This is a genomic window from Pseudomonas sp. IT-P253 (assembly GCF_949768125.1).
Taxonomy (GTDB): Bacteria; Pseudomonadota; Gammaproteobacteria; order Pseudomonadales; family Pseudomonadaceae; genus Aquipseudomonas.
The window spans coordinates 1-12703 of record NZ_CATKPT010000020.1 but is presented as its reverse complement, the minus strand read 5'-3'; the positions used below and the strand labels follow the sequence as shown (position 1 = coordinate 12703).

13 protein-coding genes and 1 pseudogene are annotated in these 12703 nt (G+C 57.0%); 9 read left to right on the top strand and 5 right to left on the bottom strand.

Annotated elements, in window-relative coordinates; all coding sequences use genetic code 11:
• Positions 1-8 precede the first annotated feature (8 nt).
• Both ACM6IR_RS12185 and ACM6IR_RS12180 read left to right on the top strand, forming a co-directional pair.
• Complete coding sequence (locus ACM6IR_RS12185) at positions 9-674, top strand: bifunctional 4-hydroxy-2-oxoglutarate aldolase/2-dehydro-3-deoxy-phosphogluconate aldolase (RefSeq protein WP_414907926.1); 666 nt, start codon at positions 9-11, stop codon at positions 672-674.
• Between the two features lie 319 nt (positions 675-993).
• Positions 994-1719: an intradiol ring-cleavage dioxygenase gene (locus ACM6IR_RS12180; protein ID WP_414907925.1), complete on the top strand. Its 726-nt coding sequence runs from the start codon at positions 994-996 to the stop codon at positions 1717-1719.
• A 2-nt stretch (positions 1720-1721) separates the two neighbouring features.
• Here ACM6IR_RS12180 and ACM6IR_RS12175 read toward each other — a convergent pair whose 3' ends face one another.
• Positions 1722-2903 (bottom strand): aminotransferase class V-fold PLP-dependent enzyme, encoded by a 1182-nt coding sequence (locus tag ACM6IR_RS12175; protein ID WP_414907924.1) that lies wholly within the window; start codon positions 2901-2903, stop codon positions 1722-1724.
• An 18-nt stretch (positions 2904-2921) separates the two neighbouring features.
• On the bottom strand, positions 2922-3158 hold the full coding sequence (locus tag ACM6IR_RS12170) for a DUF3820 family protein (protein WP_003213031.1): 237 nt from the start codon (positions 3156-3158) through the stop codon (positions 2922-2924).
• A gap of 203 nt (positions 3159-3361) precedes the next feature.
• Here ACM6IR_RS12170 and ACM6IR_RS12165 point away from each other — a divergent pair, with 203 nt between their 5' ends.
• On the top strand, positions 3362-3829 hold the full coding sequence (locus tag ACM6IR_RS12165; protein WP_414907923.1) for a ferritin-like domain-containing protein: 468 nt from the start codon (positions 3362-3364) through the stop codon (positions 3827-3829).
• 165 nt (positions 3830-3994) lie between these two features.
• Here the strand turns inward: ACM6IR_RS12165 and ACM6IR_RS12160 are convergent, their stop codons facing one another.
• A complete protein-coding gene (locus ACM6IR_RS12160; RefSeq protein ID WP_201120163.1) occupies positions 3995-4465 on the bottom strand; it encodes a MaoC family dehydratase in 471 nt (156 codons plus the stop codon).
• A 42-nt stretch (positions 4466-4507) separates the two neighbouring features.
• Positions 4508-5452: a lysophospholipase gene (locus ACM6IR_RS12155; protein ID WP_414907922.1), complete on the bottom strand. Its 945-nt coding sequence runs from the start codon at positions 5450-5452 to the stop codon at positions 4508-4510.
• 259 nt (positions 5453-5711) lie between these two features.
• On the opposite strand from ACM6IR_RS12155, the gene fadD2 reads away from it, so the two are divergent.
• The 3 genes and pseudogenes from fadD2 to ACM6IR_RS12140 form a co-directional block, all read left to right on the top strand.
• A complete protein-coding gene (gene fadD2, locus ACM6IR_RS12150; RefSeq protein ID WP_414907921.1) occupies positions 5712-7400 on the top strand; it encodes a long-chain-fatty-acid--CoA ligase FadD2 in 1689 nt (562 codons plus the stop codon).
• A gap of 354 nt (positions 7401-7754) precedes the next feature.
• Positions 7755-9455 (top strand): long-chain-fatty-acid--CoA ligase FadD1, encoded by a 1701-nt coding sequence (fadD1, locus tag ACM6IR_RS12145; RefSeq protein ID WP_414907920.1) that lies wholly within the window; start codon positions 7755-7757, stop codon positions 9453-9455.
• Between the two features lie 576 nt (positions 9456-10031).
• Positions 10032-10148 (top strand): annotated as a pseudogene (locus ACM6IR_RS12140) (IS110 family transposase); the annotation flags it as partial.
• 108 nt (positions 10149-10256) lie between these two features.
• On the opposite strand, the gene ACM6IR_RS12135 reads toward ACM6IR_RS12140, so the two are convergent.
• Positions 10257-10634 (bottom strand): hypothetical protein, encoded by a 378-nt coding sequence (locus ACM6IR_RS12135; protein ID WP_033056806.1) that lies wholly within the window; start codon positions 10632-10634, stop codon positions 10257-10259.
• Between the two features lie 199 nt (positions 10635-10833).
• Between ACM6IR_RS12135 and ACM6IR_RS12130 the strand changes: the two genes are divergently transcribed.
• The 3 genes from ACM6IR_RS12130 (at position 10834) to def (ending at position 12687) form a co-directional block, all read left to right on the top strand.
• Positions 10834-11025 (top strand): CsbD family protein, encoded by a 192-nt coding sequence (locus ACM6IR_RS12130; RefSeq protein ID WP_414907919.1) that lies wholly within the window; start codon positions 10834-10836, stop codon positions 11023-11025.
• A 169-nt stretch (positions 11026-11194) separates the two neighbouring features.
• Positions 11195-12145 (top strand): YihY/virulence factor BrkB family protein, encoded by a 951-nt coding sequence (locus tag ACM6IR_RS12125; RefSeq protein WP_414907918.1) that lies wholly within the window; start codon positions 11195-11197, stop codon positions 12143-12145.
• 2 nt (positions 12146-12147) lie between these two features.
• Positions 12148-12687: a peptide deformylase gene (def, locus tag ACM6IR_RS12120; RefSeq protein WP_414907917.1), complete on the top strand. Its 540-nt coding sequence runs from the start codon at positions 12148-12150 to the stop codon at positions 12685-12687.
• Positions 12688-12703: the final 16 nt, after the last annotated feature.

Genomic DNA, 12703 nt, shown 5'->3' with positions numbered 1-12703 from the left:
CAGCCGCTATGAAAAACACATCCCCGACCGTTTCCATGGCGGACAAAGTTGCCCTGATCGACAGCCTCTGCGCTAAAGCGCGGATTCTGCCGGTGATCACCATTGCTCGTGAACAGGACATTCTGCCGTTGGCCGACGCCCTCGCCGCCGGTGGCCTGACTGCCCTGGAGGTGACGCTGCGTTCGCAGTTCGGCCTTAAGGCCATCCAGATTCTGCGCGAGCAACGTCCGGAACTGGTGACCGGTGCCGGCACCGTGCTGGATCGCACCATGCTCGCCGCTGCGCAAGCAGCCGGTTCGCAATTCATCGTCACACCGGGCATCACCCGTGACCTGCTGGAAGCCGGCGTCGACAGCCCGATTCCGTTGTTGCCGGGCATCAGCAATGCTTCGGGCATCATGGAAGGCTACGGTCTGGGCTATCGCCGCTTCAAGTTGTTCCCGGCGGAAGTCAGCGGTGGCGTCGCCGCTATCAAGGCACTGGGTGGCCCGTTCGGCGAAGTGAAATTCTGCCCGACCGGCGGTGTCGGCCCGGCCAACATCAAGAGCTACATGGCGTTGAAAAACGTCATGTGCGTGGGCGGTAGCTGGATGCTTGATCCTGAGTGGATCAAGAACGGCGACTGGGCCCGCATTCAGGAATGCACCGCTGAGGCATTGGCGCTGCTGGACTGATTGGATTCACCAAACACTTCGTTGTGTGTTCTACGGCTTTACGGTGCGCTTGGTCGGTGCACCGTTTTTTTTTGCCCAAAGAAAATCCCCTACAACAACCCATACCTTGTAGCAGCTGCCGAAGGCTGTGTTCGGCTGCGTAGCCGTCGTAAATCAGATTGCACGGTCTCCCAGACACACCACGCGTTCAGATTTTACGACTGCTTCGCAGCCGAACGCAGGCTTCGCCAGCTGCTACAACTCCATGCGATACATAGTTACCGCATCTCACCGCTCGTCCGACGCTACCCTGAGTTCATCTTATGGAAGAGAGAACATCATGGACGACAACACTTCAGTTACATCCGTACAACCGGTTTACCAGCTGTCACCCGAGCAGATCGCCGGCCCTTATTTCCGAAATCCGAAACTGATCAGACGAAACATCAGTGAAGGCACCGACGGTATTCCCTTGGTGCTAAGGCTGACGATCGTCGATGCCATGACCGGGCAACCGGTGACAGACGCCGTGGTGGATATCTGGCATTGCAACGCACGCGGGGCCTATTCGGGCTGGAGCCTGGTGAACCCGGACAAGGAAGTCGACGTCGGGGAGATTGGTGCGATCCCGCGAACGGACGACGACACCTATTTGCGTGGGGGGCAATGCACGGATAAAAAGGGCATCGTGCGGTTTACCACCACGTATCCGGGGTTCTACGCAGGCCGCGCCTTGCACATCCACGTCGCCGTGCGCGTGAAGGCCGGTAACCATTGCATGGACGCGCGACACGTCGCCTGGGTCGGCCAGCTTTACTTACCCGAGGTGGCCTCGCGGTCGGTACTCAACGCCAGGGAATACAGTGGTCGAGCCGTCGCCTCGCTGACCAATGCACAGGATTTTTTTTATAGGACCATGGGGGGCGAAGCCTCGACGTTGAATGTTCACGCTATAAGTCGAGACTCACATGACGACGGTTTTTTCGGGCACCTCACCATCGGTATCGACACGTTTGCAGTGTCGACACAAATCAAGCCCGAAGACTTCGACAAGTACACCGTGTGACGTCAACGCAGCTCGTTCAGTGCCTTGGTCAGTAACGTCATGTGCGCTGCCGTCGTGGTAAGCCCTGGGGTAATGCGAATGCACGGCCCACACGCCGCACCGTTGCGCATGACGGTAAACAGGTTGTAGTCACTCAGCAGTCGCTCAACCATCGTTTGCTGATCGGCATGCCGGGTGAAGCGCATCGACGTGATGCAGCAATAAAGGCGCGGGTCATCCGGGGTCATGACTTCGATCCCCGGCAGCTCCCGCACCGCTCTCACCCACAGGTTGCGCAGGTAGTTGAGCCGTGCGCCTTTGGCTGCGGAACCGCCCATCGCGTGATGCTCTTCGAACACCAGCGGCAGGGTCAGCAGTGCCGGAATATTCGGCGTGCTGTACGGCGTGCGGGCGCGAATGTCATCGAGTGGAAAGTGCATCTCGCCCATGTCCGGGTCGATGTCGGCCAGGCGCTCGGGGGCGATGTAGATGAAACCCAGGGTCAGCGGCGCACCGATCCATTTGTGCAGGTTGTAGCCGGCGAATTCGATGCCCATTTCATCGAGATTGAACTCGATCTGGCCGAGCGCATGAGCGCCGTCGAGGATTACGTCGATGCCATGTTCCTTGGCGGCCGCGGCGATCGCCTTGACCGGCATGACCAGACCCGTGCGGTGGGTGACGTGGGTCAGGGCCATCAGTTTCAGTCGCGGATAACGCTCGAAGGCTTGGCGGTAAGTGCTCAGCAAGCTGTCGAAGCTGGCGGGGTGCGCGTGTTCGATCTCGATCACCTCGACACCGCGGTTGCGCGCCAGCCAGCGCATTGCGCCTTTTACCGTGTCGTACTCCAGATCACTTATCAACACCTGATCGCCCGGCTTCAGGCGGTTGTAGTTGCGGATCAGCGATTGCAAACCCTCTGTAGCGTTGCGAGTGAGGGCGACCGATTCGGCGGGGACGCCAACCAGCTCGGTGAGCTGCGCGCGAATGTCCAGGCTATCGCGCTGTTCGAAACGCTGGCGCACGTAAACCGAATTGCTACGGTTGATCAGTTCGATGTTGCGCTGATATTCCTCGACCACTGTGCGCGACAGGCGCCCGAAGTAGCCGTTTTCCAGATTCACTGGGCCGGGTTCGACGGTGTAACGGTCGGCAAACATCTGCCAGAAGGCTTCATCACGGGCGCGGCGGGTGTTGTCGGGCATGAGTTACTCGGTCCAGGATCAATGGCGGGGTGCGGGTTTGCCATGTTTGGCGCGTAGCGGTTCGAGCAATTCCGACAAGCCGTTGTGATCGATTTCCTGCATCAGGGCCAACAAGCCGCCGAGTTCGCCATGGGGGAAACCTTCCCGGGCGAACCAGTTCAGGTAGGGACCGGGCAGGTCGGCAATGATTCGGCCTTTGTATTTGCCGAAGGGCATTTCACGGGTAATCAGCAGTTCGAGCTTTTCAGGGTTCATCAATGAGTCGTCGTGATTCAAACAGTCAGGAAAATACAGGCATTCTGCATGCAGGCCAAATGACAGATCATGCAAAAAACGCGGATACAGATTTTGTTGTGTAAGTTAACTAATTGAATAATAACGATTAATTTATCAGTTCGAAGCTGGCACGCAGGCTGCAATAGTTATTGCATCTTTCATCAACCCGCGAGGAATGAAAAATGACCGACATGAATAAAGAAGCGATTTCTGTACTCAATGACCTGATTGAAACCTGTAAGGACGGTCAGGAAGGGTTCAAGACTTGCGCTGAAGACATCAAACACCCTGAACTCAAAACCTTGTTCATGCAACGCTCGGCCGATTGCGCAACCGCTGCGGCAGAACTGCAAAGCACGGTACGTTCGATGGGCGGCGATCCCGAAACCTCCACCAGCGTCAGCGGTGATTTGCACCGTCGTTGGGTCGACGTGAAAGCGATGTTCACCGGCAAAGGCGAAGAGGCCGTGTTGAACGAAGCCGAGCGTGGTGAAGATCACGCGTTGAAGGCGTACAAGGACGCCCTCGAAAAAATCAACAAGCACAATCTGGTGGGCATTCGTGACCTGGTCGAGCGTCAGTATCACGGGGTGCAACGTAATCACGATCAGGTAAAAGCGCTACGTAACCAGGCTCGCGCACGTTCGTAAGCGTTCGTTGTTTGTCTAAAACGCACCGAAGGCCCGGGGTATATACACAAGATTCTGCGTCTGGCGGTAGGCGCGAGCTCGCTCGCGAAGGTCTTGAACGCAACGCGTTCATTCAGGACGAACGCGTTATCGTTAACGTCCTTCGCGAGCGAGCTCGCTCCTACATCAGCCGATGCTGATTGCCGGTAGCGTCGGCAGCGTCACGGTCTGCTGTTTACGCGGTGCCAGAATCTCAGCCTCGCCATCCACCACCAACTCATCGCGCTGGTTAAATACCCGGGTGGCAATACGCACGCGAAACTTTGGCAGTTTCTCGAGAATCTCCAGGCGCACGGTCAGCGTGTCACCAATCTTCACCGGCTTCTGAAAGCTCATCTGCTGACCGATATAAATAGTCCCCGGCCCGGGCAGCTCACAGGCAACGGCCGCACTGATCAGGGCGCCGCTGAACATGCCGTGTGCGATGCGCTCCTTGAACATGGTGCCAGCGGCGAATTCAGCATCCAGGTGCACCGGATTGTGGTCGCCGGACATGGCGGCGAACAACTGAATGTCACGCTCTTCGACCGTCTTGCTGTAGCTGGCGGTCTGGCCAATTTCAAGGGCTTCATAAGGGGTGTTGGTAACCTGGGTCATGTGTCTCAATTCCTGTCACGAATAAAAAAAATCACAAAAAAACTATTCGGTTTTGTGTGGCCGGCTGGTACTCAGCGCCTGGGCGATCCAGTTCAACACGTCAGCGATCACTTGATCGCGATTACTCTCGTTGAACAGTTCGTGCCGTGCCTGCGGGTAAATGGTCAGCTGCAGATGGCGGATGCCAGCCTCGCGCAGCGCGTGGGCCAGATCTTTCAGACGTTTGCCTTCACTCACCGGATCACATTCGCCACCTATTACCAATAGCGGCAGGCCCGGATCGATCTGGGCGAGATTGGACGCTTTGCTGATTTGCTGCAACCCGCCAAGCAAATCGATCCATAGCTGATTGGTACAGCGAAAGCCGCAAAGCGGGTCATTGGCGTACAGATCGACCTCTGCCGGATCACGACTGAGCCAGTCGAATTTGGTCCGCATCGGTTTGAATGGTTTGTTGAACGAGCCGAACGACAACCATTCGATCAAGGCGCTACGACCTTTGGGGCCCTGGCGCAGCTTTTCGAGACGGGCGATTTGCCGCGCCATACGATAAAGCGCGACGGGTTGAAAATTCGAGCCGCTGAGAATGGCACCGTGCAGGCTGGCGCTGTGATGCAGTAGATAGGCCTGAGCGATGTAGCTGCCCATGCTGTGACCGAGCAGCACGATCGGCACGCCGGGATGCTGTTGGCCAATGTGCTGATTCAGGCTCGCCAGGTCACCGACGATCTTGCACCAACCGTCATCGTCGGCGAAATGGCCCAGCGTCCCGTTTTCGGCAGTTTTGCCATGTCCACGCAGGTCCAGTGCGTAAACGCCGTAGTCCTGTTCGCAGAATTTTTCGGCCAGGCGGGCGTAGCGACCGCTGTGTTCGGCCATGCCATGGGCCAGCAGGATGACGGCCTTGAGCGGGCCAACAGGTAGCCACTGGTTGACGAACAGGCGGCTGCGGTCACTCGCGGTCAGCCAGAAAGTGTCGTGGATCATGGCGATTCCTTTTGCATAGGGCTACAGGTGGCATGGGCGTCGTTGCATTGTATAGCGCATCCCGCACGTGTCGTCTGATCAGGCCGCGCCACGGCAGGAAGATTCACACGATCTATGACGCTTGTTGGCATATTTGCCTGATTCGTCATAGCTGCTAGTGTCCGTGAAGCTCCGCTATTCGCTTTCTGCTTTTGAGGAATGAGAGAGAAACGACAGAAAAGCGGCCCCCGGATAGGTTCAGGTAACGAGGACAAGAACAATGCAACCTGATTTCTGGAATGACAAACGCCCGGCCGGCGTGCCCCTGGACATTGACCAGGAGGCCTATAAGTCGGTCATTGAGGTGTTCGAGCGTTCCTGCAAGAAATTTGCAGACCGCCCGGCCTTCAGTAACATGGGCGTCACCCTGACCTACGCCGAGCTGGAACGCTACAGCGCGGCATTTGCCGGTTACCTGCAAGCCCACACCGACCTGGTGCCGGGGGATCGCATCGCGGTGCAGATGCCCAACGTCCTGCATTATCCGATTGCCGTGTTCGGCGCCTTGCGCGCCGGACTGATCGTGGTCAACACCAACCCGCTGTACACCGCGCGGGAGATGCGTCATCAGTTCAAGGATTCCGGCGCCCGGGCATTGGTTTACCTGAATATGTTCGGCCAGAAGGTCCAGGAAGTGCTGGCCGACACCGACATCCAGTACCTGATCGAAGCGAAAATGGGCGACCTGATGCCCAGCGCCAAGGGCTGGCTGGTCAATACCATGGTGAGCAAGGTCAAGAAAATGGTTCCGGCGTATTCCTTGCCGCAGGCCATCTCTTTCAAGAGCGCGCTGCGTCTGGGCCGGGGGCTGGGCATCAAGCCGCTGAAAATCAGCCTCGACGACATCGCCGTGTTGCAATACACCGGGGGCACCACCGGCCTGGCCAAGGGCGCGATGCTGACTCATGGCAATCTGGTGGCGAACATGCAGCAGGCTCGGGCTTGCCTCGGTCAGTTCGGCCGCGATGGTCAGCCCCTGCTGCGCGAAGGGCAGGAGGTCATGATCGCGCCGCTGCCGCTGTACCACATCTATGCCTTCACGGCGAACTGCATGTGCATGATGGTGACTGGCAACCACAATGTGCTGATCACCAATCCGCGGGACATCGGCGGCTTCATCAAGGAGCTGAAAAACTGGCGGTTCTCGGCGTTGCTGGGGCTCAACACGCTGTTCGTCGCGCTGATGGACCATCCGGATTTCAAGACCCTGGACTTCTCCTGCCTCAAACTCACCAATTCTGGCGGCACCGCACTGGTCAAGGCCACTGCCGAGCGTTGGGCAGCACTCACGGGTTGCCGGATTACCGAAGGTTACGGCCTGACCGAAACCTCACCGGTGGCCTGCACCAACCCTTATGGCGATCAATCGCGGATCGGTACGGTCGGCTTGCCGGTGCCGGGCACTACGCTCAAAGTCATCAACGATGAAGGCGTCGAGCAACCGTTGGGTGAGCGCGGCGAGCTGTGTATCAAGGGCCCGCAGGTGATGAAAGGCTACTGGCAGAAACCCGGGGCGACCGCCGAAGTGCTGGATGCCGAGGGCTGGTTCAAGTCCGGCGACATTGCAGTGATCGACCCGGACGGTTTTGTACGCATCGTCGACCGCAAGAAGGACATGATCATCGTCTCGGGTTTCAACGTGTACCCGAACGAGATCGAAGACGTGGTGATGGCTCACCCGAAAGTCGCCAACTGCGCAGTGATCGGCGTGCCGGACGAGCGTTCGGGGGAGGCGGTGAAGTTGTTCGTGGTGGCCCGCGAATCGGGTGTCAGCCTTGAAGAGCTGAAGGCCTACTGCAAGGAAAACTTCACGGCGTACAAAGTGCCCAAGCACATCGTGTTGCGTGAGTCGCTGCCGATGACCCCGGTGGGCAAGATTTTGCGGCGGGAGTTGCGCGATATCGCCTGATCGTTGAATGGCCGCGCTTCGCGCGATATCGCGAGCAGACTCGCTCCCAAAGGGTTAACAGTAATCCTGTGGGAGGGAGCCTGCTCGCGATTTTTTTTTGGATAAAGCCACTGTTTACGCGGCTTTCAGCCACATATAGAATTATTGCTCTAAAATGACTGCTATTAGGTCTTTAGTCGCAATTGTGACTGTAGAGGCTGCTTTGGCTCTAGTCGGTCCTGGGCAAAGCTGCTACTCTCGGCGCGCTTGTGACTTCTCGGCCTTATATAAAAGCCAGACTCACCAATAATCAAACACCAATAATAATCGCATTAAATGCGGTATTGAATTCGCGTTGCTGAGGAGTGGGCTTCCATGATCGAAGACTTTTGGAAGGATAAGTACCCTGCCGGGATTGCTGCCGACATCAATCCGGACGAGTACCCGAATATTCAGGCAGTGTTGAAGCAGTCATGCCAACGCTTCGCCGACAAACCGGCATTCAGTAACCTGGGCAAAACGCTAACCTACGGTGAGCTGTACGAATTGTCCGGCGCTTTTGCCGCTTACTTGCAACAGCATACCGACTTGCAACCGGGCGATCGAATCGCCGTGCAATTGCCTAACGTGTTGCAGTACCCGGTCGCCGTCTTCGGTGCCATCCGCGCCGGGCTGATCGTGGTCAACACCAACCCGCTGTACACCGCGCGGGAAATGGAACACCAATTCAACGACTCCGGTGCCAAAGCCCTGATCTGCCTGGCTAACATGGCGCATCTGGCCGAGATTGTCGTGCCGAAAACCGGGGTCAAACACGTCATTGTCACCGAAGTGGCCGACCTGCTGCCGCCGCTCAAGCGACTGCTGATCAACAGTGTCATCAAGTACGTGAAGAAGATGGTCCCGGTGTATCACTTGCCTAAAGCCATCAAGTTCAACGAGGTGTTGAGCAAAGGTCACGGCCAGCCTGTCGCTGAAGCCAACCCGAACAGCAGCGATGTCGCGGTATTGCAATACACCGGTGGCACCACCGGCGTGGCCAAAGGCGCGATGCTGACCCACCGTAACCTCGTGGCGAACATGCTGCAGTGCAAGGCGCTGATGGGCTCCAACCTCAATGAAGGTTGCGAGATCCTGATCACACCGCTGCCGCTGTACCACATCTATGCCTTCACCTTTCATTGTATGGCGATGATGCTGATCGGCAACCACAATATCCTGATCAGCAACCCGCGCGACCTGCCGGCCATGGTCAAGGAACTGTCGAAGTGGAAGTTCAGCGGTTTTGTCGGTCTCAATACCTTGTTCGTGGCCCTGTGCAACAACGAAGGGTTCCGCAAGCTGGATTTCTCGGCGCTGAAAATCACCCTGTCCGGCGGCATGGCCCTGCAACTGGCGGCGGCGGAGCGCTGGAAAGCGGTCACCGGTTGCTCGATTTGCGAAGGTTACGGCATGACCGAAACCAGCCCGGTGGCGACCGTGAACCCGATCCAGAATATTCAGATCGGTACTATCGGTATCCCGGTGCCATCGACCCAGTGCAAAATCATCGACGATGCCGGCGTTGAACGGCCGTTGGGCGAAATCGGCGAGCTGTGTGTGAAAGGTCCGCAAGTGATGAAGGGCTACTGGCAGCGCCAGGAAGCCACCGATGAAATCCTCGACAGCGAAGGCTGGTTGAAGACCGGTGATATCGCGCTGATCCAGCCGGATGGCTACATGCGCATTGTCGATCGTAAGAAAGACATGATTCTGGTCTCTGGTTTCAACGTGTACCCGAACGAACTGGAAGACGTGCTGGCGACCCTGCCGGGCGTGCTGCAATGCGCGGCTATCGGTATTCCGGACGAGAAGTCGGGTGAGGCGATCAAGATTTTCATTGTCGCTAAACCAGGCGTGACCTTGACCAAGGAGCAGGTGATGGAGCATATGCGTGCCAACGTCACTGGCTACAAGGTTCCACGGGCTGTGGAGTTCCGCGATGCGTTGCCGACCACCAACGTTGGCAAGATCTTGCGCCGTGAATTGCGGGATGAAGAGCTAAAGAAAATCGCTGCCAAGAAGGTTGGGGCGTAACCCACAAAAAAGCCCCGCAGATGCGGGGCTTTTTGTTGCCAGACAGAAAGCGTCCGGTGCCTGTCAGACCGCTATCGCGAGCAGGCTCGCACATTTGATTTGTGGCCGGCCACACATGCCTGGTTCAACCTGATCCCCTGTGGGAGCGAGCTTGCTCGCGAAGGCAGACTGACAGTCGACGTTGATGTCGACAGTTATGGCCTCATCGCGAGCAAGCTCGCTCCCACATTTGATTTGTGGCCGGTCACACATGCCTGGTTCAACCTGATCCCCTGTGGCAGCGAGCTTGCTCGCGATAGCGGACTGACAGTCGAAGCTGATGTTGACTGGTAGGGCCTCTTCGCGAGCAAGCTCGCTCCACATTTGATTTGTGGCCGGCCACACATGCCTGGTTCAACCTGATCCCCTGTGGCAGCGAGCTTGCTCGCGATAGCGGACTGACAGTCGAAGCTGATGTTGACTGGTAGGGCCTCATCGCGAGCAAGCTCGCTCCCACATTTGATTTGTGGCCGGCCACACATGCCTGGTTCAACCTGATCCCCTGTAGGAGCGAGCTTGCTCGCGAAGGCGGACTGACAGTCGAAACTGGCTAGAGGCTTCTCGAAAACTCAGGCCTTGGTAGCCTTGGCCCGAAAGCTCTGTCGGGTGGCATTTGCCCTGATGAAAAATCAGAGCAAATACCTATCAGCCTGAGAGTTCAGTGTTGCGGGGCAACATAGAATCTCCCACATTTTTGACCAGGTTCTTTCAGGAAGAACACCATCATCTGTGGGAGCGAGCTTGCTCGCGAAGCTTTTGCTGTTAGAGGCGGAACTGCGCGAAATTGACGTTGGTGCCCGCCGGACGCATGTCCTGCAAGTACGAATCTTTATCCGCGCTCAATTCCAGGCTCAAGGCGGCTTTGCGCTTGCCTTCATTGCGCACCACCAGGCCTTCGAGCTTCTCGCGCAGGAACACCGTCGGCACTTTCAGGTGCAGCAGTTCGTCGGTATCCGGCGTGTGCATCAGCAGGTGAACCCATTCGTACTGACCAATGGCCAGGCGAGCCACCGGAATATCGAACCACCAGATGTTACGGTTGCGGTTCAATTCGGTGAAATGGCAGTTGTTGACGCCAAGCACAGCACCGCCGAGTTCCTGGTTTCTGCGGGCAATGGCCTGCTTTTTATCGAGTTTCATAACATTCCTACGGGATTGGATCTTCAGCGCCAAGGCCTGAATACGTTGCGCATTCTCGGGGGTTAGCCTGCAAACATAAAGCCTAACCTGCTTCGATCGATGAAATGTGCGACCAAAATAAATGAAACTCCCTGCAAACGCCTCCGGTCAATCTTTGTGTAACGACTTTCCCCGTTGAATTGTTCACAGGAGAAACGCCATGAGCAGCACTGGCGATAAAGTAAAAGGCATGGCTAACGAAGCCGTCGGCAACGTCAAGCAGGGTGTCGGCAAGGCCACTGACAACTCCCGACTGCAGGCCGAAGGTAAAATGCAGGAAAAAAAAGGCAAAGCACAACAAGCCATTGGCAAGGTTAAAGACGCCATCAAAAAAGGTGTCGACAAGGCTTGATCCTGTCTTTGACGCGTATCAGAAACGGCCATCCGCGGATGGCCGTTTTTATGTCAGCCTGAACTTAAACAAGGAAATTGTTTCACATTCGCCAATTAGGCTAGTTTGATGTAGAAAACGGCCCCTGAGTCGCTACGACTTCAACCTATTGCGGCGAAAGGAGACGCTAATGATTTTCCCGGACATGAAAGGTCTGCCCATCCACCGTGTGATACTGCGCACGGTAACCGAGTTCATTGCCGACGAAATGTCGACCTATGCCTCGGCGCTGGCCTATCAGATGCTGTTCTCGCTGTTTCCTTTCATTCTGTTCCTCATCGCCCTGATCGGTTTCCTGCACCTGCCGGACTTCTTCTCCTGGCTGCGCCTGCAATCGGAACTGGTTCTGCCGCCACAGGCGCTGGAACAGGTAAATCCGGTGATCGACCAGCTCCAGCAATCCAAGGGCGGCTTGCTGTCGGTCGGTATTGTCATCGCGCTGTACACGGCTTCCGCCGGTGTGCGGCTGATGATGAGCGCGATGAACGCCGCGTATGACGTGGTCGAAGGCCGCCCGTTATGGAAGCGTTTTCCGCTGTCGGTTTTCTACACCGTGGGCATCGCCGGCATGTTGCTCATCGCCGCGGCGCTGATGGTGCTTGGGCCGCAAGTGATGGGCTGGATCGCCTCTCAGGTCGGCCTGGAGGATTTCATTGTGACGGTCTGGACCATCGCGCGCTGGCCGGTGATCGTGATTCTGATGATGGTCGCGGTGGCGCTGATTTATTACGTCATGCCTGACGTCAAACAAGAGTTTCGCTTCATCACCCCCGGCTCCGTGCTGGCCGTGGTGGTGTGGATCATTGCCTCCCTGGGCTTCGCGTTCTACGTCAAGACCTTTGCCAACTACAACGCCATGTATGGCAGTATCGGCGCGATCATCGTGCTGTTGCTGTACTTCTATATTTCCGCGGCGGTGCTGTTGCTCGGTGCGGAGATGAATGCGGTGATCGAGCACATGTCGACCGAAGGCAAGGACCCTGGCGAAAAAGTCCCCGGCAAGCACCATCACGAAGACAAACACCATGTTTCGGGATTGGGCCGGGATCATTCGCTCAAACCGAACACTGACGAAGCCTGACCATGATCCGTGAAATTTTGAAAATGGGCGATGAGCGCCTGCTGCGTATTGCTCCGCCGGTCCCGGCCGACATGTTCGACAGCCCTGAGTTGTGGCAGCTGATCGATGACATGTTCCAGACCATGGAAAGCGTCGGTGGGGTTGGCCTGGCCGCGCCGCAGATCGGCGTCGATCTGCAACTGGTGATCTTCGGTTTCGAGCACAGCGAGCGCTATCCTGACGCTGAAGCGGTGCCGCAGACGATTCTGATCAACCCGTTGATCACGCCGTTGAGCCCGGTGCTGGAAGAGGGCTTTGAAGGGTGTTTGTCGGTGCCCGGCCTGCGGGGCGCGGTGGAGCGTTATCAGCAGATTCGCTACGAAGGTTTTGATCCGAAAGGCTTGCCGATCGTGCGCATTGCCTCGGGGTTTCATGCGCGTGTGGTGCAGCATGAATGCGATCACCTGATCGGACGGTTATATCCGTCGCGGATTACCGACTTCAGCAAATTCGGCTTTACCGAAGTCATGTTCCCGGATCTCGACCCCAACGCAGATGATTAAGATCACCACAAAACAC